The organism is Cytobacillus sp. NCCP-133, from assembly GCF_026011715.1.
Taxonomy (GTDB): domain Bacteria; phylum Bacillota; class Bacilli; order Bacillales; family Cytobacillaceae; genus Cytobacillus.
This window is the reverse complement of sequence record NZ_BRVM01000001.1, coordinates 328284-347277: the sequence shown is the minus strand read 5'-3', so window position 1 is coordinate 347277 and position 18994 is coordinate 328284. Positions and strand designations below refer to the sequence as shown.

General features: G+C 40.0%; 21 protein-coding genes. 14 read left to right on the top strand and 7 right to left on the bottom strand.

What is annotated here, in order from left to right; all coding sequences use genetic code 11:
- The first annotated feature begins 274 nt into the window (after nt 1-274).
- The 5 genes from NCCP133_RS01850 (at nt 275) to NCCP133_RS01830 (ending at nt 5039) form a co-directional block, all read left to right on the top strand.
- Nucleotides 275-802, top strand: coding sequence for a hypothetical protein (locus tag NCCP133_RS01850; RefSeq protein ID WP_264803261.1), 528 nt, complete (start codon nt 275-277; stop codon nt 800-802).
- A gap of 97 nt (nt 803-899) precedes the next feature.
- Nucleotides 900-2039, top strand: coding sequence for an acyl-CoA dehydrogenase family protein (locus NCCP133_RS01845; RefSeq protein WP_264803260.1), 1140 nt, complete (start codon nt 900-902; stop codon nt 2037-2039).
- Nucleotides 2040-2337: 298 nt separating this feature from the next.
- Nucleotides 2338-2703: a cytochrome c550 gene (gene cccA / locus NCCP133_RS01840; RefSeq protein WP_264803259.1), complete on the top strand. Its 366-nt coding sequence runs from the start codon at nt 2338-2340 to the stop codon at nt 2701-2703.
- A 516-nt stretch (nt 2704-3219) separates the two neighbouring features.
- Nucleotides 3220-3927, top strand: coding sequence for a tRNA (adenine(22)-N(1))-methyltransferase (locus NCCP133_RS01835; protein ID WP_264803258.1), 708 nt, complete (start codon nt 3220-3222; stop codon nt 3925-3927).
- Entirely contained in the window at nt 3924-5039 is a 1116-nt protein-coding gene (locus NCCP133_RS01830) for a Nif3-like dinuclear metal center hexameric protein (protein WP_264803257.1), read from the top strand. Before NCCP133_RS01835 ends, NCCP133_RS01830 begins: the two co-directional genes overlap by 4 nt.
- Nucleotides 5040-5085: 46 nt before the next feature.
- On the opposite strand, the gene NCCP133_RS01825 is transcribed toward NCCP133_RS01830, so the two are convergent.
- Both NCCP133_RS01825 and NCCP133_RS01820 read right to left on the bottom strand, forming a co-directional pair.
- Complete coding sequence (locus NCCP133_RS01825) at nt 5086-6036, bottom strand: 4-hydroxy-3-methylbut-2-enyl diphosphate reductase (protein ID WP_264803256.1); 951 nt, start codon at nt 6034-6036, stop codon at nt 5086-5088.
- 201 nt (nt 6037-6237) lie between these two features.
- On the bottom strand, nt 6238-6825 hold the full coding sequence (locus tag NCCP133_RS01820; protein WP_264803255.1) for a YqfQ family protein: 588 nt from the start codon (nt 6823-6825) through the stop codon (nt 6238-6240).
- A gap of 429 nt (nt 6826-7254) precedes the next feature.
- On the opposite strand from NCCP133_RS01820, the gene NCCP133_RS01815 reads away from it, so the two are divergent.
- Together NCCP133_RS01815 and NCCP133_RS01810 are read left to right on the top strand one after the other, a co-directional pair.
- Complete coding sequence (locus tag NCCP133_RS01815; RefSeq protein ID WP_264803254.1) at nt 7255-8565, top strand: DEAD/DEAH box helicase; 1311 nt, start codon at nt 7255-7257, stop codon at nt 8563-8565.
- 24 nt (nt 8566-8589) lie between these two features.
- The gene (locus NCCP133_RS01810; RefSeq protein WP_264803253.1) at nt 8590-9483 is read left to right on the top strand and encodes a deoxyribonuclease IV; all 894 of its coding nucleotides are present in this window, start codon (nt 8590-8592) and stop codon (nt 9481-9483) included.
- A 74-nt stretch (nt 9484-9557) separates the two neighbouring features.
- Here the strand turns inward: NCCP133_RS01810 and NCCP133_RS01805 are convergent, their stop codons facing one another.
- Nucleotides 9558-9812, bottom strand: a complete 255-nt coding sequence (locus NCCP133_RS01805) for a DUF2624 domain-containing protein (protein ID WP_264803252.1) — start codon at nt 9810-9812, stop codon at nt 9558-9560.
- A gap of 168 nt (nt 9813-9980) precedes the next feature.
- Between NCCP133_RS01805 and NCCP133_RS01800 the strand changes: the two genes are divergently transcribed.
- From NCCP133_RS01800 to NCCP133_RS01790, 3 genes are read left to right on the top strand one after another with little or no spacing between them, the layout of a single operon-like run.
- On the top strand, nt 9981-10766 hold the full coding sequence (locus NCCP133_RS01800; RefSeq protein WP_264803251.1) for a metal ABC transporter ATP-binding protein: 786 nt from the start codon (nt 9981-9983) through the stop codon (nt 10764-10766).
- Entirely contained in the window at nt 10763-11605 is an 843-nt protein-coding gene (locus NCCP133_RS01795) for a metal ABC transporter permease (RefSeq protein ID WP_264803250.1), read from the top strand. The genes NCCP133_RS01800 and NCCP133_RS01795 overlap by 4 nt, the downstream gene beginning before the upstream one ends.
- Before the next feature lie 45 nt (nt 11606-11650).
- Nucleotides 11651-12061, top strand: a complete 411-nt coding sequence (locus NCCP133_RS01790) for a Fur family transcriptional regulator (RefSeq protein ID WP_264803249.1) — start codon at nt 11651-11653, stop codon at nt 12059-12061.
- Nucleotides 12062-12107: 46 nt separating this feature from the next.
- Here NCCP133_RS01790 and NCCP133_RS01785 read toward each other — a convergent pair whose 3' ends face one another.
- Nucleotides 12108-12671: a 5' nucleotidase, NT5C type gene (locus NCCP133_RS01785; RefSeq protein WP_264803248.1), complete on the bottom strand. Its 564-nt coding sequence runs from the start codon at nt 12669-12671 to the stop codon at nt 12108-12110.
- A 183-nt stretch (nt 12672-12854) separates the two neighbouring features.
- On the opposite strand from NCCP133_RS01785, the gene NCCP133_RS01780 reads away from it, so the two are divergent.
- Nucleotides 12855-13214 (top strand): DUF4190 domain-containing protein, encoded by a 360-nt coding sequence (locus NCCP133_RS01780; protein WP_264803247.1) that lies wholly within the window; start codon nt 12855-12857, stop codon nt 13212-13214.
- Nucleotides 13215-13257: 43 nt separating this feature from the next.
- On the opposite strand, the gene ispG is transcribed toward NCCP133_RS01780, so the two are convergent.
- The 3 genes from ispG to NCCP133_RS01765 form a co-directional block, all read right to left on the bottom strand.
- Complete coding sequence (gene ispG / locus NCCP133_RS01775; RefSeq protein ID WP_331490978.1) at nt 13258-14370, bottom strand: flavodoxin-dependent (E)-4-hydroxy-3-methylbut-2-enyl-diphosphate synthase; 1113 nt, start codon at nt 14368-14370, stop codon at nt 13258-13260.
- A 131-nt stretch (nt 14371-14501) separates the two neighbouring features.
- Complete coding sequence (locus NCCP133_RS01770) at nt 14502-14822, bottom strand: hypothetical protein (RefSeq protein WP_264803245.1); 321 nt, start codon at nt 14820-14822, stop codon at nt 14502-14504.
- 86 nt (nt 14823-14908) lie between these two features.
- The gene (locus NCCP133_RS01765; protein ID WP_264803244.1) at nt 14909-15694 is read right to left on the bottom strand and encodes a DUF1189 domain-containing protein; all 786 of its coding nucleotides are present in this window, start codon (nt 15692-15694) and stop codon (nt 14909-14911) included.
- Nucleotides 15695-15961: 267 nt separating this feature from the next.
- On the opposite strand from NCCP133_RS01765, the gene NCCP133_RS01760 reads away from it, so the two are divergent.
- The 3 genes from NCCP133_RS01760 to NCCP133_RS01750 all read left to right on the top strand — a co-directional run bounded on the left by NCCP133_RS01760 (nt 15962) and on the right by NCCP133_RS01750 (nt 18947).
- Entirely contained in the window at nt 15962-17569 is a 1608-nt protein-coding gene (locus tag NCCP133_RS01760; RefSeq protein ID WP_442874235.1) for a Na/Pi cotransporter family protein, read from the top strand.
- Nucleotides 17570-17630: 61 nt separating this feature from the next.
- On the top strand, nt 17631-18113 hold the full coding sequence (locus NCCP133_RS01755) for a DUF456 domain-containing protein (RefSeq protein WP_264803242.1): 483 nt from the start codon (nt 17631-17633) through the stop codon (nt 18111-18113).
- Between the two features lie 225 nt (nt 18114-18338).
- A complete protein-coding gene (locus tag NCCP133_RS01750; RefSeq protein ID WP_264803241.1) occupies nt 18339-18947 on the top strand; it encodes a superoxide dismutase in 609 nt (202 codons plus the stop codon).
- Nucleotides 18948-18994 lie beyond the last annotated feature (47 nt).

Sequence of the window (18994 nt, the reverse complement as noted above, 5' to 3'; positions counted from 1 at the left end):
AAAGGACGTGTTTCCGTGAGGCTCGGCTTGTTCTTGAGGCCTCCAGGACAAGGAATGCTTCGTCAGCAAATCTTTTGGCACGAAGAAAAAAGCGGTAGCTTTTTTTGAGGATAAACATCGCACGACCGAAAGCAGCAGCTTTTGGGAGGATGGGGGTCATGCAGATGTTGCCACAGGACGTGGCGCCTTAGTCTGCGTTCCTTCATGGTCAAGGCGCCTTGCGCTTTTCTGAATAAAATTATTATCCTGACTGGCCGAATGGATGTGCTTAAATTTGAATGAAAGCAGAAAACAGATCATTGTGAATGAGTTATTATTTTGGAAGAAAAGCCGAATGCTCCCTGATCAATATTGTGACTACCTATTAGCACTATACACGGAAGGGAATCAGCCGAAGGACACAAGAAAAGAGAAAAAAGGAAAGACCTTACTTTTTATAAATCTTTTTTTCTTGCTGCTTATTCCAGTTTCTGTGTTTTTAATTCATTTTACTGAATTGTCTATAATTTTGCAAACCGTCATTTTATTCCTTTTTGTTTTTGCTGGGATTTTTGCAGTTTTTTATTTTTCTGCAAAAAGATTATCGTACCATATTCCGATCATTTCAGCTGCTTTTATTTTGCTGAACGGATCAGTTGAATTTGTTTCGGTTAAATACGGAGATATACCGTTGATGCTTTTCTGTACTTTGATTATAAATAGTTTGCTATGGCTTGCTGCCGGATGGAAACTGAGGATACACTATTTTGCGGTTTCCAGTATTTTAGGCTTGATAGTCATTTTTATTTCTATATTCATATAATAAATTATTTTAAAAAGTTTTTAAATGTTGAGAAAACTTATACATCCCTTATATAATAGTTATGAAAGCGGATACAGAAACATTGAGGGGGATATCAATGAACTTTGATTTAACTGCAGAACAGAATATGATCTTGAAAACAATCAGGGAATTTGCTGAAGAAGAAGTTGCACCAGGAGCTCTTGAAAGAGACCGGACAAAAGAGTTTCCCTTAGAGGTCTTTAAAAAAATGGCTGATCTTGGTTTGATGGGACTTCCTTTTCCTGAGGAATACGGGGGAGCTGGAGCAGACACTGTAAGCTTTGCGATTGTTACTGAAGAGCTAAGCAGGGCTTGTGCATCAACAGGTATTACGTATTCAGCCCATATCTCACTTGGGGGTGCACCGCTTCATCTTTTTGGCACAGAGGAACAGAAGCAAAAATATCTTGTGCCAATTTGCACCGGGGAATCATTTGGCGCTTTCGGATTGACTGAACCAAATGCTGGCTCAGATGCTGGCGGCACAAGAACAACTGCTGCAGAGAAGGATGGAGAATTTATTATCAATGGGAATAAGTGCTTCATTACGAATGCCAGCTATGCTAAGCATTTGGCTTTAACGGCGGTTACGGGCGAGAAAGATGGCAAAAAAGAAATTAGTGCCATCATTGTTCCAACGGACTCAGAGGGATTTACTGTCATAGATAATTATGAAAAGATGGGGCTAAATGCTTCGAATACAACTGAACTTGTTCTAGAAGATGTGCGCGTTCCGACTGAGCACTTGCTCGGCAAAAAAAGTGAAGGATTTAAACAATTCCTTATCACCTTGGACGGGGGGCGCATTGGAATTGGTGCAATGGCTTTAGGAATTGCACAAGCTGCCTATGAAAAAGCCCTGCAATATGCTAAAGAGCGCCAGCAATTTGGCCGTTCTCTATCAAACTTCCAGGCGATCCAGTTTAAGCTTGCTGACATGGCAATGAAAATTGAATTAGCAAGAAATATGGTTTATAAAGCAGCATGGCTTAAAGATCAGGGCAGGCCTTTTGCAAAAGAAGCCTCAATGTGTAAGCTGTACGCTTCTGAGGTTTGTATGGAAATAGCCGATCAGGCAGTCCAAATTCACGGAGGATACGGGTATATGAAAGACTATCATGTGGAAAGATACATGAGAGATGGAAAGCTTACTGAGATTGGCGAAGGTACTTCTGAAGTGCAGAGGATGGTTATAGCGCGTCAAATTGGGTGTTAAAATTCGAAATCCAGTGGGAGACCCCACAGGACTTGCAACGCTGAGGAGGCTCCCGGAAGCCCGCGTTCGCTGAGTGCCTGAAGCGGAGATCAACACATACCTTCGACAGGTCCTTAAATAAAATATTAGTCCAATTTATAAAAAACTCCATCCCCAGGATGGAGTTTTTGTCCAATTTATGAACAAGATATGACAAAGTTTACTTTAGGGCTTTTCCTTCAGCCCTTTTTAAAGTAAAATAGAAATTGTTTGTATACTTACTTAAACTGAAATGTGCTTACATAAGGGAGGTTAAGTCATGAATCGCAATCCAATCATTCCATTTGTTTTAATTATGGTTTTTGGTGTAGTCGCAATGTTCCTTGTTTCTTTTAAAGGCCTAGGCGATATGGAAGACCTTGCAAAAGAACAGGAAGGCAGCGGTGCTGAAACTGAAGAAACTGCAGCTGCTACCCCTGAGGAAATTTACCAGAAGAGCTGTATTGGTTGTCACGGAGACCAATATCAAGGTGGAGTTGGACCATCACTTGTTGGTGTAGGTGAAAAATTATCACAAGACGAAATCGCTAATATTGTTGTGAATGGTAAAGGCTCTATGCCTCCAGGGTTAGTGCCGCAAGATAAGGCTGCAGAAATGGCAGAGTGGTTAGCTGGCCTTAAGTAAAACCAATAATGAAAGTCCTTTGCATATGTAAAGGACTTTTTTTATACTATAAGAAAGGCTGTCGTAAATGTACGATAGCTTTTTTATGATAAAAGAATTTAGATCCCTTTGAACTTAGAGAACTGTCTAGCTCCAGGCGCTTACTCCTTCGAGGTCACAAACTTGTTTGCGGCTCCTAGGGATTCGGGGTTATAAGCCAATCCCTTCCAGAAGGAATGAACACCTTCTTGCAGGGCTTGTCTTATGCCTGAGGCCCGCAGGACGAGGAAGGCTTCGTCAGCAAATCCTTTGGCACGAAGAAAAAAGCGGTAGCTTTTTTTGAGAATAAACATCGCACGACCGAAAGCGGCAGCTTTTGGGAAGATGGGGGTCATGCAGACGTTGCCACAGGACGTGGCATTCTTAGTCTTCGTTCCTTCGTGGTCAAGGTGCCCTGTGCATTTCTTAGCTATTCCGCTTCTAAAGCAGGACGCGGGGAGCTAAATGCTTTTTAATACATTGATAAGTGGTGAAAAAATGAATACGGAAAAATTATCAAATCGGCTTGAAGCTGTTACAAAATATATACCAATGGGCACACGCGTAGCTGACATCGGATCGGACCATGCGTATTTGCCATGCTATGCTGTAAAAAAAGGCATTGTCCCATTTGCTATTGCAGGTGAAGTGGTAGAAGGACCTTATCAATCGGCTAAAAAACAAGTGGAAATCGAAGGCCTTGAGAATCAGATATCGGTCCGCAAAGGAAATGGACTAGAAGTAATCAAACTGGGTGAAGTAGACTGCATTACAATAGCGGGTATGGGCGGCACTTTAATTGCAACCATCCTAGAAGAAGGAAAGAACAAGCTTGATACAGTTCAAAGGCTTATCCTGCAGCCAAATTTAAGTGCGGTTTCAATAAGGAACTGGCTTTTAAAACATGGCTGGGAGCTTATAGCAGAAGAAATTCTTGAAGAAGATGGGAAAATTTATGAAATTCTGGCTGCTGAAAAAGGGGAACCTTTAAAGCCTTATAAAAATGCAGATCAAGGTTTGCTAATGGGGCCATTTTTGATGGAGGAAAAATCAATTGTATTTCGGGATAAATGGCTGGGTGAATTGAAAAATTGGGAACGGATCCTAATGCAGCTTGAGAAGGCAGCCCAGACAGAAGAGACAGAAAAAAGAAAGCAGGAATTAAGGCAGAAAATAAAAATGGTAGAGGAGGTCCTGAACCAGTGAAAAAAAGGAATGGGCATGAAATCATCCAATTATTCGAGCAGTTCTCTCCCAAAGGATATGCGATGGAAGGAGACAAAATTGGCCTGCAAATCGGGAACTTAAATACCCCTGTTACTAATGTAATGATTGCCCTGGATGTACTGGAAGAAGTTGTGGATGAGGCAATTGAAAAAAATGTGCAGCTGATTATAGCGCATCATCCGCTTATCTACCGTCCATTGCAAAAAATTTCTACAGATACTCCATCAGGAAGGATCATTGAGAAGCTTATAAAGCATGATATTGCCGTTTATGCAGCGCATACTAATCTGGATGTAGCCAAAGGCGGGGTTAACGATATGCTTGCTGATGCTTTGCAGCTAACTAATCGAGAAGTTTTAGTTCCTACATATGAAACGATTTTGAAAAAGCTGGCTGTGTTTGTGCCTGAAGAAAACGCAGAGTCTTTAAAGCAGGCTCTTGGAAATGCGGGCGCAGGCTCCATCGGTAATTACAGCCATTGTACATTTGCTTCCACAGGGACCGGTCAGTTTAAGCCAAATGAAGAAGCAATTCCGCACATTGGCCAGCAAGGAAAGCTTGAATCAGTCAATGAAGTTCGGATTGAAACTATCTTTCCAGAACATTTGGAAAAAAGAGTACTCTCTGCCATGTTCAAGAACCATCCTTATGAGGAAGTAGCATACGATATATATAAGCTTGATAATAAAGGCGAGGTTTTAGGTCTTGGTAAAATAGGAGAAATCCCAGAGATGACTCTTGAAGAGTTTGCCAAACATGTAAAAACAACGTTAGCAGTAGATGGAGTCCGTGTCGTGGGTAATCTTGCCTCGAAAGTGAAGAAAGTGGCTGTTTTAGGCGGAGATGGAAATAAGTATTTTATGTCCGCTAAAATGAAGGGTGCAGATGTGTATGTAACTGGTGATATGTATTACCATGTTGCACAGGATGCTATGCTGTTGGGTCTTAATATTGTTGATCCAGGCCATAATGTGGAAAAGGTGATGAAAAGAGGAGTTGCAAAAAAAATGGAAATGCTCTGTGCGGAAAAGGGGGTTGATGTATTCGTTTTTCCATCAGAGATTCATACGGACCCTTTTAAATTTTTGTGATCTAGAAGAAAAGAACCGGCTGCCTTTTGGGACCGGTTCTTTATCATTATAACTTAGCAGGCTTTTTTACTTTAGGAAGTATCTTATTCAAAGGTACTTTTTTCTCGCGTGTCCATGTGGATTCATCGCTGTGATCAAATTGTTCAAGAAACGCAATGACTTCCTTTGTAATGGGTGTAGGTGTCGATGCACCTGCAGTGACCGCTGCTGTGGATGCGTCTTTTAGCCAATTGACATCAAGCTCAGTAATATCGGCAATCCTGTATGCCTTCGTCCCTGCTATTTCTTCAGAAACCTGAGCAAGACGGTTAGAGTTATTGCTCTTAGGATCCCCGACAACAATAAGGACATCTGCCTGGCCAGCTTGTTCTGCAACAGCTTCCTGACGTACTTGTGTTGCCATGCAAATCTCTTTATGAAACTCTGCATAAGGGTATTTTTCTTTTATTTGATCCATGACATGGAAAACATCCCACTGGCTCATCGTTGTCTGGTTTGTTACAAGAATTTTGTCGGCCTGGATATCAAGTTCATTAACATCTTCAGCCGTTTGCACCAAGTGTACAGCATGCGGAGCTACACCAACAGCCCCTTCAGGCTCTGGATGGCCTTTTTTGCCTATGTAAATGATCTGAAAACCTTCCTTTTCCTTTTCTCTAATCAAATCATGGGTCCTTGTAACGTCCGGGCATGTCGCATCGATTGTTACTAAGCCTTTTTGTTTGGCTGCTTCTCTGACTTGCGGAGAAATGCCATGGGCAGTAAAAATAACAGTCCCCTTATCAACTTTATCCAAAATTTCTTTCCGGTCTTTTCCATCAAGAGTGATAATGCCTTCTTCTTCAAAGGCATCTGTTACATGTTTATTGTGGACAATCATCCCCAAGATATATATCGGTCTCGGCAACGATGGATCGAGTGCAGCGTTTCTGGCAATCACCATCGCATCTACCACACCATAACAATATCCTCTAGGAGAGATCTTTATAACATTCATCCGCTAATCCTCCCTAAATACAGCTCATTTATCTTAATTTGTATAAGTTCTAGTTTACAAAACACCTGAGGAACTCCCCAGCATGCTTATTCTATTATATAAGAGATAGCTTGATAATACAAAAACCACTTATCATGGAGATAGAATAAAAAAACTCTATAAACGATAAAAAACAAAGAATGCTTTATGCATTCTTTGCAATTAAATATATAACTTTGGATTGGATTCACCGCTTCTTGAACGGTTTGTGACCAGCTGCTCTGGTTCAGCAATAGGTTTTGTTTTTTTATGAGGGGATGGGGATCTTTTAGCTTTGGATTCAGTTTTCGCCTTAACATCCGTGTTTGTTTTTACTTTGTCAGTTGAAGTTTCCTCTTCAGGAGCATCCTTCAAGCCTCTATAAAGCTTCCACATGGCTGGCAGATTTCTTACCAGCGGTCCATACTGCTGCACCAATGGTCCGATTTGCTGGGCTGTATTAAGTACCTTTTGGGTATTATTTAAAAATCCATTAATAGAAGAAGGATTGCTTATTGCCTGGAGAATATTGCCACCAGCAGGTGAACCTCCTGCTGCCCTTGCTCCTGCTGTTCTGGCAGCTCCTATTCCAGCTTGAGCCTGTGCATGTCCTTTACCCAATAGCTTAGAAAGCAATCCGCCTCCTCCATGGCGCCTTCCCGGAGCACCTCTCATCATCGGTCCCATAGGAGGTCTTCCTTGCATTGGATGCATAAAGGAAAGCGGCGGCATTCCTTTATGCATGGGAGGTCTTGGTCCTGGCATCATCATTCATTGCCTCCTTTCAAAAACTTATCACCTGCACGATAAATCGCAGGAGGGAATACACCCATATATTAAAGTATGCGTTTATCCCATTTTGGTTTAGGTATAATGCGGAAGATTCTTATTTAATTGTTAAAAATTATTCAAAAAGCCTATCATAAAAATATATACACCTGTATGAGTGGTTATTTGCTTGAAACTTTATTATAATAACAGGATGTAAGAAAGCTCGGAGCTGGACACAGTCAAAGTTGAATAACCTATTTTACTTTAAGCATGTTAAAGCTCAATGCTGATTTTCGCTCTCTGTCCATAGTTGCAGAAAGCGAGTGCCTTGAGAGGAAATCAGCAGTGCCTGTTTTTAAATAAATGAAAAAGATCCATTCTAAGCACTATTAGCCTTAGCAGGGATCTGAATCACTGAGGAGTTTATATATGAACGAAATGAAATTTGAACGATTTAATTTTAAGCCATTTATAATAGAAGCTGTGAAAGAATTCGGCTTTTACGAGCCAACAGAAATACAGGAAAGAATGATTCCTGCTGTGCTTAAAGGCGAAAGTGCCATTGGGCAGTCTCAGACTGGTACAGGAAAAACGCACTCCTATGTATTGCCGATCCTTCAAAAGATTGAACCTTCCCGCCAGGAGGTACAGGCAATTATTACCGCTCCAACAAGAGAGCTTGCTAACCAGATCTATCATGAAGTTCTTAAAGTGACAGATCACTGTTCAGAAGGTGAAGAAATAACAGCACGCTTGTTTATTGGCGGGACGGACAAGCAGAGGACAATCGAAAAGCTGAAAAAACAGCCTCAAGTGGTTGTTGGAACACCTGGAAGAATTAATGACCTTGTAAAGGAGCAGGCGCTGTTTGTTCATACGGCAGAAATCCTTGTAGTAGATGAAGCTGACCTGATGCTTGATATGGGATTCATCGAGGATGTTGACCAGGTTGCCGCAAGAATGCCTGAAAAACTTCAAATGCTTGTCTTTTCAGCAACGATTCCTGAAAAACTGAAGCCATTTTTAAAGAAGTATATGGAAAATCCAAAGTATGTGCATATTGAGCCAAAGCAGGCAACTGCCGCCAACATTGAACATTGGCTGCTTCCATCGAGGCATCGCAATAAAGTAAATCTGGTATATGAAGCACTGAGTTCTTTTAATCCGTATTTATCCATCGTTTTTACAAATACGAAGAAAAAAGCGGATGAAGTCGCAGATGGATTAATCAGCAAGGGTCTTAAAGTCGGTCGTATTCACGGGGACCTAAACCCGCGTGAACGGAAAAAAATGATGAAGCAAATATTGGATCTTGAGTTCCAGTACATCGTGGCGACTGATCTTGCAGCGAGAGGAATTGACATTAAGGGAATCAGCCATGTGATTAACTATGAGCTTCCGACTGATTTGGATTTTTATATTCACCGTGTAGGACGCACAGCTCGAGCAGGCTTTTCAGGAATTGCACTGACTGTGTATGAGACTTCCGATGAAGATTCCTTAAATAGGCTCGAAAAGATGGGGATTGAATTCCAGCATAAGGATTTGCAAAAAGGGGAATGGGCAAGTCTTGAAAACCGCAATAAGCGGAAGAACCGCCAAAGGCAAACAGATGATATAGATAAGAAAGCTTCATCTTTGGTGAAGAAGCCGAAAAAAGTGAAGCCTGGCTATAAAAAGAAAATGAAGTGGGAAATGGACAAAATTAAAAAGCGTGAAAGAAGAATAAAGCGTAAATAAATACAATAAGGGAGAGGAAGCACCATGCTGAAAATTGGCTCTCATGTTTCCATGAGCGGGAAGAAAATGCTGTTAGCAGCAAGTGAAGAGGCTGTATCATACGGCTCCAATACCTTTATGATTTATACAGGCGCACCGCAAAACACGAGAAGAAAAAAAATAGAGGATTTAAATATTATCGCAGGATTAAAACATATGGAAGAGAATGGAATCATGGATATTGTTGTCCATGCACCATATATTATCAACATTGGCAATACATCAAACCCGTCCACATTTGAATTGGGTGTTAATTTCCTCCGTTCTGAAATAGACCGGACCGAAGCGATAGGCGCTAGACAAATTGTTCTTCATCCAGGTGCCCATGTTGGAGCAGGTACGGAAGAAGGAGTAAAGAAAATTGTTGAAGGTCTTAATGAAGTTTTAAATGGGGAAGAAAAAGTGCAGATAGCACTTGAAACAATGGCAGGAAAAGGTTCAGAATGCGGAAAGTCCTTCGAAGAGCTTGCCATGATCATCGAGGGGGTTGCCTACAATAATCACTTATCTGTATGCTTTGATACTTGCCATACCCATGATGCTGGCTATGATATAGTCAACGATTTTGATGGGGTATTGAATCAATTCGATAAGATAATCGGTCTTGACCGCTTAAAGGTACTTCATATCAATGACAGTAAAAATGAGCGCGGAATGCGAAAAGACCGGCATGAAAACATTGGCTTTGGTCATATTGGCTTTAAAGCATTAAACTACATTGTCCACCACCCACAATTAAAGGATATCCCTAAAATCCTGGAGACTCCTTATGTAGGAGAAGATAAAAACAATAAAAAAGCGCCTTACAAGTATGAAATCAATATGCTTCGAAATCAGGAATTTGATGAAAACCTTTTAGACGCCATTAGGGTAGGGTAAATGAATGGCAAAAAGCTGTGTAGCGACTACACAGCTTTTTCTGTGAGATTAAGTATAAGTAATGCTGCTGAGTTCTATTTTGTAAATTGAAGAAAGAGACGGTTTACTTCTCGTGCTGTTTCTGGCCCGGCAATTTTGGCAATTTCCTTTATTACTTTTGTGCGTTCACGATCATTGAAGATATTGATCTGCTTTCCACGCAAATAGTCAGCAATCTTTAGTGCCTGAGGCTTTGTAATATTGATGTTGAATTGCTCACCGTACTTTAATAATTCATCAGCTGTAATATTGCTTAATTTGTGATTTATGATGTTTTCAAAAATTTTCATCCTCATCACTCCTCCAATGTACTCTATGAGGGATTATGGGAATTCGTGACAATTTGTTTTTCTAAGACAAATCCTATTCTCAGGAGCTTGCTTTCTTTACTTTAGGAGCTGGTTCCTGTATACTGTTCTAGTAAATCGGAATCATTCTTAAATTAAAGGTGAGATGAAATGACACAGCCAATTATTGAAATAAGGCATGTTTCTTATAGATATGAAAAAGAAAATGTACTTGAAGAGATAAATCTAACGATACATGAAGGGGATTTTTTGGGTATAGTTGGACCCAATGGTTCAGGTAAATCCACTTTGCTTAAACTGATGCTTGGATTACTGAAGATCCAAAAGGGGAGCATCAAATTATTTGGGCAGGAATTAACCCGATTCAAAGATTGGCAAAAAATTGGTTTTGTTTCTCAGAAGGCAAATTCATTCAATACAGGATTCCCGGCAACGGTCTTTGAAGTCGTCTCAAGCGGTCTTACAAAAAAGCTCGGGCTTTTTAAATTTATGGGAAAAGCGGACCATGAACAAGTAATGCAGGCAATTGGCTCGGTAGGCATGCAGGAGTTTGCAAAGCGGAATATAGGCGAACTATCTGGAGGACAGCAGCAGCGCATATTTATCGCGCGTGCATTGGTTAGTGACCCAAAGCTTCTTATCCTTGATGAACCGACAGTAGGGGTGGATGCGAAAAATGTCCAATCCTTTTATGAGATGCTGGATGATTTAAACAAGAGGCTCGGTATAACTCTTTTGCTGGTAACTCATGACATTGGAACGATTTCCGATAAAGTTACTCATGTTGCTTGCCTAAATAAGAATTTGCATTTCCATGGAAATACAGCAGAATTTGAAAGCATGAATATTAGTGAAATGTCTGAAATCTATGGCCATGATGTCCACGTCCTGACTCACAACCATGAACATCACCACCACGGAGGAGCAGGCCGATGATTGAAGCAATTTTAAATTACGAGTTTTTGCAGAACGCATTCTTTGCCGGTATCATAATTGGAATCATTGCACCATTGCTGGGTGTTTTTATTGTCGTTAGAAGGCTTTCTTTGATTGCTGATGCATTAAGCCATGTTACACTTGCAGGGATTGCTGCAAGCTTGCTCCTCGAGAAAAAATTCATTGGATTGAACGGCTTAAACCCAATGTATATGGGAATGGCATTTTCTGTAGCAGGCTCTTTATTTATTGAAAAATTAAGGGGCGTTTACAAGCATTATCAGGAGCTTGCGATTCCTATTATTTTATCTGGAGGAATCGGTCTCGGGGTAATATTCATTTCTCTCGCAGACGGATTTAATACGGATTTATTCAGCTATTTATTTGGAAGTGTCAGCGCAGTCAGCCGCATCGATTTATGGACCATATTAATAATAAGCTTATTGGTAATAGCACTAGTGTTTTTATTATATAAAGAATTGTTTCTGCTGTCTTTTGATGAAGAACATGCAAAAGCATCCGGCATTGCTGCAAAAAGTGTTCATTTTATATTTATTGTTATGGTGGCCCTTGTAATTGCTGCCTCAATGAGAATTGTCGGCATTCTTTTGGTTTCTTCCTTAATGACATTGCCAGTTGCTGCCAGTATCCGAATGGCAAAAGGATTTAAACAAACCATTTTCCTTTCCATGCTTTTTGGGGAGATTTCGGTATTGGGCGGTTTGACGATTTCTTATTATATTGATCTTGCCCCGGGTGGAACAATTGTCATGATGGCAGTTTCTATTCTGATCATAACTATATTGCTGAAGAAAATTTCAGGACTCCGTCCAGCCTAAATAGATTCTATTCGTGATTTAATCGAGCAAAAAGAGGTGAATGAAATGAATGTAAATGAAGCCATGCAGCTTTTAAAAGAAAAAGGCTATAAACACACGGATAAAAGGGAAGAGATGCTGCAGCTATTTTCCGATAGTGATAAATACTTAACTGCCAAAGATGTATTAGAAAAAATGAAAGATAATTATCCTGGTTTAAGCTTTGATACCATTTACAGAAATTTATCCTTGTTTGTGGATTTGGATATTTTTGAGATGACAGAGCTTTCAGGTGAAAAGCATTTCCGGTTTTCATGTTCAAATGACCATCACCACCACCATTTTATTTGTTTGGACTGCGGAAAGACGAAAGAAATTGAAGTTTGCCCTATGACAGAGGTTCAAGAGAATCTAAAGGGCTATGATGTCTCAGGCCACAAATTTGAAATATATGGGAAATGTCCTGAGTGTTTTTAATCAATAATTAAAAAGAGCATGGAAGCTAAGAAGCTCCATGCTTTTTCTATTTTAGCCAACTTGTAACCCATTGATTTGCTTCCTGCCAGTTTCTAACCCTGATGACCCCATCGGGAATAGGATCCTGATTATAGGGAGTGTCGAATAATATAACTGGGATTTGGCAAGCCTGATGAATCATGACAGCATTATCATGCTTATCTTCAAAGAAAATATCTACTTTAAATTTTTTAGCAGCTTCAACTTTATCATGAGTGCCAATCAGTTCTATATGATCAAAATCCAAAGCATTTTGCAAAAACCACTCTTCCGTAATTTGCTGAAGATGAGATCCTCGTGCACTTATAAAAAATATTTCATGATTATGTTTCCATTTTGTCAGGATTTCTTTTGCTCCATTTGCCAAGGGGGATTCTCTGTAAATGAGAGGCTCATTTTCCTTAAACCATGTGGCAAATTCCTCCTCAGAGATGTCAACCAGCGGAGTTAAATCATACTCCTTAATATCTCCCAGTGTTAAGTTTAGATTAAATGCACTATTTAAAAATGGAATCATGGATGTTGGACAAGTGACAGTCCCATCAATATCTATTCCAAAACGCTTCTTCATATAGCTGCTCTCCTTTAAATCGATATATCCCTTATCTTAACAAATGTCCTGATGGATGCAAACGAACAATCATTTGCCAGACAGTCAAACATTAACATCTTAAAAAGTACTCCTATCGCAAACACTATAAATGCTCCATTAACAATCTTTGCAAGAACAATGAGATGAAAGCGAGGGATCATGATGGCAGACCAAGAACGCAGCAATGAAGAGTATGATCTCCGGCATAGTGAGCGCATTGGTGAAGCTAACACAGACTATACAGAAGAAACCTCTGCTGAAATCGCAGCGCCCGGTGTCTACGATAGAAGGATAGATAGGGAAGAAGAAAGCGAAACAGTGGCTGCTGGCAGGGGAGTCGGCTATGCAGCACTGGCATTGTCCATTCTGTCACTGTTTGTATTGCCGGTTTTGTTTGGAGCAACAGGAATTGTCCTTGGGTTTATAGCACGCCGAAGAGGATCTGAAAGCCTTGGAGGCTGGGCTATAGGCATTGGGGCTATTTCAATAATTGTTGGCATGTTTGTGTTGCCTTTTTTTTAGAAAAAATAGAAAAGAGCCTGGCATAATTTTGCCAGGCTCTTTTCTATTTTTGAACACTTTCCGTTTTTGCTTTCTCTTCTTCCTGTTTTGCCAAAAATTCTTCAGCAATTTTATCAATTTCAATCTTTAATTCCTCTACCATCGTTTCCTCAGGAACTTTCCTTACAATTTGCCCTTTTCGGAAGAGGAGTCCTTCGCCGCGGGCACCTGCAATGCCAATATCAGCTTCTCGCGCTTCCCCTGGGCCATTTACAGCACAGCCAAGTACTGCAACTTTAATAGGTGCTTTGATTTTTTGGATGTATTCTTCAACTTCATTGGCAATGCTGATTAAATCAATTTCAATGCGTCCGCAGGTCGGGCAGGAAATTAGAGTGGCGGCATTGGATGATAGGCCAAATACTTTAAGAAGCTCTCTTGCTACCTTCACTTCTTCAACCGGATCTGCACTTAAGGAAATGCGCAAAGTATTTCCAATTCCTTTGCTTAAAATAGCACCTAAACCAGCGGCGCTCTTTACAGTGCCGGCAAAAAGTGTGCCTGATTCGGTAATTCCTAAATGCAGTGGATAATCAAAAGCTTTTGAAGCTTTTTCGTAAGCTTCAATTGCTAAATTAACATCAGAGGCTTTCATTGAAACGATGATGTCATGGAAATCTAGGTCCTCCAGGATTTTGATATGGTGAAGGGCACTCTCGACCATTCCATCTGCAGTTGGATATCCGTATTTTTCAAGGATGCGTTTTTCAAGGGAGCCGGCATTTACACCAATCCGAATAGGTATCCCTTTTTCTTTTGCAGCCTTTACAACAGCTTCTACTTTCTCGCGTTTCCCGATGTTGCCTGGATTGATCCTGATTTTGTCTGCACCGCCTTCAATTGCCTTTAGTGCAAGTTTGTAGTCAAAGTGGATATCGACTACAAGCGGTATATTAATTTGGCTTTTTATATCTGCAATGGCGTCAGCAGCCCTTTCGTCAGGACAGGCTACACGAACAATTTGGCAGCCTGCTTCCTCAAGCCGCTTTATCTCCGCTACAGTTGCTTTAACATCATGGGTTTTGGTCGTGGTCATGCTTTGAATAAACAGCTCATTGCTGCCTCCAATGGTTAATGGCCCGACTTTAACAGGCCTTGTTTTAGTACGATGTATAATTTCACTCAATGGAGATTCGCTCCTTTTTATCTATTCATATAACAGCTTGTGAAGGCTTGTAAAGAAGGTTCACTTTATTGTATCAATGAACCGCTGCAGTTGACAAGAATGATGATAAAGATTAGCTGCTCTTACTTATATTTGGGGAATTTATAGGTTTGGCCCGCTTGGATCTGTTCAGGCTTGATTCCGTTATTTAGTTCAGAGAAATTTGTTATAACCTCATCCATGCTTACAGGAATGGGGCCATCAAGATTGATTTCAACAATAGAAAGAACTGTTTCTCCCGGGTTTACCTTTTTTTCAAAATAAGGTACCCCGGCTGTTTCAGCAGGCTGGGTGCTTGCCTCTAAGACCTGTTCCTCCCCAGCCGGCAGTGTGCCATGATTCAAGTCATAGTAAATAACATATACAACAAGGACTGAAAGCAGTACTCCAGCAATTCGCTTCATATTTGGCCAACCTCTCTATAACGAGCATGTTTAACCAATATGTATGCTTGTCCCATTACTGATAGAACCTAAATAACTATCTTATTCTATTTATTATCCGTTTTTTTTTGATCTTTTTGAAGAACTTCCTTAATAGCCAGGAGAAGGATAATCAATGAAACGAACCAGTTGATGAATGCCCCATTTGGTACAGCACTCTGCAATGCGGCCATTATAGCAAAGAATACAGCCGGCAAAGTAATGCTATAGGCAGACATCCTCCATAAATGACGGTACTCAAGCTTTTTCCGCAGTGCATTTTTGAAGAGAAGCCCTACAAGTGCAAGGATGGATATTTCAATAAACCTCATTCCTGCTGAAAAAATAAAAATGACAGTCGCAATTAAGGGAATAATAGCCGGCACTAGGGATTCAGCAGAAGCCATGTACCCGACTAAATCCTCTTTTGTAAGCGTGCCGCTGGTCAACATGGAGTAGGGATAGGATTGTTTCTGTCCTGCAGCAATTATGTATACATCATTTTTCAAAAGAGCAATTGTATTGTCGCTGTTGGATAAGGCGGCAGGCTCTACTGTTCCTGTCGAGTCAATGATAACGGCAAAGCCATGTTTATTAACAGTTACGGGCGCTTTCTGATCTGTTTCAAGCTGTCCATCTTCAATCTTGAAATCCGGCATCTCGGTATCAATTGTTTCATCTATAGCATTTAAGCTATTCACAATAGCTGACCCGGAATAAAACACGGTTGGAATAATGGATAGAAGGGTAAGGAAGAAAACATACAAAATGGTTTTTCCAATCCCTTGCAGCCTGAATAAAGCGATATCTTTAGGAGAATATAAACTCTTATAAAATTGAAGAAAAATATTCATTTGGACACACCCTTATTAAGATTCACCCTATAGTTTAGCCGCATAAAGGGATCACTACAAGCAACTCAGCTTAATTAACAATAGCAAGAGTTTTATTATTTCGTAACATAATTGTAATATTTAAAAGAAATGTTAAGCTAATGTAAATTTAAATAATTTCATCTTTACTTTTTGCTTACTATTCATTAATAATTGTATGGGGTTTGATGAATTATGTCGAATAACACTTATAGGGGTTGAATAATTGTGGAACTAAACGTTCAGCAAATGCTTTTTGAGTTTCTTGGAGGCCTTGGTATTTTCTTATTTGGTATCAAATATATGGGGGATGGCCTGCAAAAGTCAGCCGGCGATAAGCTGAGAGATATTTTGGACAGGTTTACAACCAATCCGCTAATGGGGGTATTAGCTGGGATATTTGTAACTGTTTTGCTTCAAACAAGTACCGGTACTACAGTACTTACTATTGGATTAGTTAGCGCGGGATTTATGAACCTTAGACAAGCAATTGGTGTAATTATGGGGGCAAACATTGGTACCACTGTAACTGCATTTATTATTGGAATAAAAATTTCTGATTATGCATTGCCTATTATTGCTGTTGGTGCAATTTTACTTTTCTTTATAAAATCTAAAAAGATTCACAACCTGGGTCAAATTGTTTTTGGGTTTGGCGCATTATTCTATGGCTTGGAATTAATGGGAGATGGAATGAAGCCTTTAAGAGGGCTAGAAGCATTCCATGACTTAACAGTCAGCATGAGTTCCAATCCGGTTTTAGGAGTGGTTATTGGTACCCTCTTTACCGTTCTAGTTCAAAGTTCAAGTGCTACAATTGGTATTCTTCAGGAGCTTCATGCTCAAGAGCTTGTTAATATTTATGCAGCACTGCCAATCTTATTTGGCGATAATATTGGGACGACAATTACAGCAGTTCTTGCCTCAATCGGTGCTACGGTTGCAGCAAGAAGGGCAGCAGCAACACATGTTTTGTTTAACTTAATTGGTACAACTATATTCTTACTATTGCTCAAACCTTTTACTGCGTTGATTTTACAATTAAAAGGCACGCTAAGTCTTAATCCGGAAATGACAATCGCTTTTGCGCACGGAATTTTTAATATAACTAATACGATTATTCAATTGCCATTCATCGCATTGTTGGCTTTGATTGTGACAAAGTTAATTCCTGGTCAGGATTCAGTTGTAGAATATAAAGCTAAACATTTAGATCCAGTCTTTATAGAGCAATCTCCCTCTATTGCGCTAGGTCAGGCTAAGGAAGAAGTACTTCGGATGGGGAACCTGGCTACCACAGGCTTGGAGGAGACAAAAGAATATCTTAACAAAAAGCAAATGAAGAATTCACAAATGGCCTCTCAATTAGAGGATGCTATTAATAACCTTGACAGAAAGATAACTGATTATCTTGTTCAATTAGCCACAAGCTCATTATCCGAAAATGAGTCAAGTGAACATACAGTCCTTATGGATACTGTAAGGGATATTGAAAGAATCGGCGACCATTTTGAAAATATTATAGAGCTAGCTGAATATCAGCAGGCTAATAAAGTGAAAATTACTGAAAGTGCCATGAATGATTTAAACGAGATGTTTGACCTAACAATTTCAACAGTTAAAGAAGCTCTTTCATCTCTAGATCATAATGATAAAAAGCTTGCACACCTTGTTATTGAAAAAGAAGAAAAAATAGATAAAATGGAAAGAACACTTCGCAAGCAGCATATTTTACGATTGAATGAAGGTCTGTGTTCCGGACAAGCAGGGATTGTATATGTGGACATTGTCAGCAACCTCGAGCGTATCGGTGACCATGCGGTGAATATTGCCGAAGCTGTTTTAGGAGAAGAATAAGTGGTAAAATAAGCAAGGGATATCCCTTGCTTATTTTATTTTTATAAAAAGGATGCTGATTATGGAAACTATATATTGGACTTTAATAATTATTTTATTTGTCCTTGCCTTTGCAGGCCTTGTTTTTCCGATTATCCCCAGTGTATTGTTTTTATTGGGCGGCTTTATTCTATATGGAGCCCTCTTTTCCTTCGAGCCCTTTAATTGGCTGTTTTGGACGATTCAGGGGCTTTTTGTGCTGCTGCTATTTGGAGCTGACTATGCTGCTAATATGATAGGCGTTAAAAAGTATGGAGGTTCAAAAGCGGGTGTATGGGGAAGCACAATCGGCCTCCTATTAGGCCCATTTGTGATCCCTGTACTCGGGATTTTACTCGGGCCATTTCTTGGTGCGATCCTTGCCGAACTTGCGGTCAATAAAAAGAATCTAAATGATGCCATCAAAATAGGGTTTGGTTCAGTGATTGGCTTTATAAGCAGTGTCGCTGCCAAATCAGTTATTCAGGGATTCATGATTATTTATTTCTTGATTTTGGTGCTTTAACAATTCATGGATGGAACGATCATTTAGCAGCTGATCAAGAAAAAACTTGAATAATAAAAATATATAAGGCAATTGTAAATGTGTAGTGCTTTTTGTTTGAAACAAAAACCCAACTTTGGTAATCTTAAGCTAAATACCTTTAGAAACATTCTAATATCAGAATTTTATAAACGATTGGATGTTTCGAGGACTTAACTAATCAGATACATAGGGAGGAATTTTATTATGGCATTCGAATTACCGCAATTACCTTACGCTTATGATGCATTGGAGCCAAACATCGACAAAGAAACGATGAATATCCACCATACAAAGCATCACAATACTTATGTGACAAACCTAAACAACGCTTTGGAAGGAAACGCAGAGCTTCTTTCTAAAACTGTTGAGGAAGTAGTATCAAACCTTGATGCTGTTCCTGAAGCTGTTCGTACTGCTGTTCGCAATAACGGTGGCGGCCATGCCAACCACTCATTATTCTGGCAGGTTATTTCTCCGAATGGAGGAGGAGAGCCTACTGGTGAATTAGCTGATGCAATCAGCAGCAAATTCGGAAGCTATGACAGCTTCAAGGAAGAATTCGCAAAAGCAGCTACAACTCGTTTTGGCTCCGGCTGGGCATGGCTAGTAGTGAACAATGGCCAATTAGAAGTTACAAGCACTCCAAACCAGGATTCCCCATTAATGGAAGGCAAGACTCCTATTCTTGGACTTGATGTTTGGGAGCATGCTTACTACTTGAATTATCAAAACCGCCGTCCTGAATATATCAATTCTTTCTGGAATATTGTTAATTGGGATGAAGTTTCTAAGCGTTACAGCGCTGCAAAATAATAATGCAAATAACACAGCAGGATTTCCATCCTGCTGTGTTTTCTTGT

Bases quoted from the DNA above. Each gene is read 5' to 3' on its own strand.
- NCCP133_RS01845 (WP_264803260.1), top strand. From the start codon at position 900: ATGAACTTTGATTTAACTGCAGAACAGAATATGATCTTGAAAACAATC.
- cccA (WP_264803259.1), top strand. From the start codon at position 2,338: ATGAATCGCAATCCAATCATTCCATTTGTTTTAATTATGGTTTTTGGT.
- NCCP133_RS01835 (WP_264803258.1), top strand. From the start codon at position 3,220: ATGAATACGGAAAAATTATCAAATCGGCTTGAAGCTGTTACAAAATAT.
- NCCP133_RS01825 (WP_264803256.1), bottom strand. From the start codon at position 6,036: ATGAATGTTATAAAGATCTCTCCTAGAGGATATTGTTATGGTGTGGTA.
- NCCP133_RS01820 (WP_264803255.1), bottom strand. From the start codon at position 6,825: ATGATGATGCCAGGACCAAGACCTCCCATGCATAAAGGAATGCCGCCG.
- NCCP133_RS01815 (WP_264803254.1), top strand. From the start codon at position 7,255: ATGAACGAAATGAAATTTGAACGATTTAATTTTAAGCCATTTATAATA.
- NCCP133_RS01810 (WP_264803253.1), top strand. From the start codon at position 8,590: ATGCTGAAAATTGGCTCTCATGTTTCCATGAGCGGGAAGAAAATGCTG.
- NCCP133_RS01805 (WP_264803252.1), bottom strand. From the start codon at position 9,812: ATGAAAATTTTTGAAAACATCATAAATCACAAATTAAGCAATATTACA.
- NCCP133_RS01800 (WP_264803251.1), top strand. From the start codon at position 9,981: ATGACACAGCCAATTATTGAAATAAGGCATGTTTCTTATAGATATGAA.
- NCCP133_RS01795 (WP_264803250.1), top strand. From the start codon at position 10,763: ATGATTGAAGCAATTTTAAATTACGAGTTTTTGCAGAACGCATTCTTT.
- NCCP133_RS01790 (WP_264803249.1), top strand. From the start codon at position 11,651: ATGAATGTAAATGAAGCCATGCAGCTTTTAAAAGAAAAAGGCTATAAA.
- NCCP133_RS01785 (WP_264803248.1), bottom strand. From the start codon at position 12,671: ATGAAGAAGCGTTTTGGAATAGATATTGATGGGACTGTCACTTGTCCA.
- NCCP133_RS01780 (WP_264803247.1), top strand. From the start codon at position 12,855: ATGGCAGACCAAGAACGCAGCAATGAAGAGTATGATCTCCGGCATAGT.
- NCCP133_RS01770 (WP_264803245.1), bottom strand. From the start codon at position 14,822: ATGAAGCGAATTGCTGGAGTACTGCTTTCAGTCCTTGTTGTATATGTT.
- NCCP133_RS01765 (WP_264803244.1), bottom strand. From the start codon at position 15,694: ATGAATATTTTTCTTCAATTTTATAAGAGTTTATATTCTCCTAAAGAT.
- NCCP133_RS01760 (WP_442874235.1), top strand. From the start codon at position 15,962: ATGCTTTTTGAGTTTCTTGGAGGCCTTGGTATTTTCTTATTTGGTATC.
- NCCP133_RS01755 (WP_264803242.1), top strand. From the start codon at position 17,631: ATGGAAACTATATATTGGACTTTAATAATTATTTTATTTGTCCTTGCC.
- NCCP133_RS01750 (WP_264803241.1), top strand. From the start codon at position 18,339: ATGGCATTCGAATTACCGCAATTACCTTACGCTTATGATGCATTGGAG.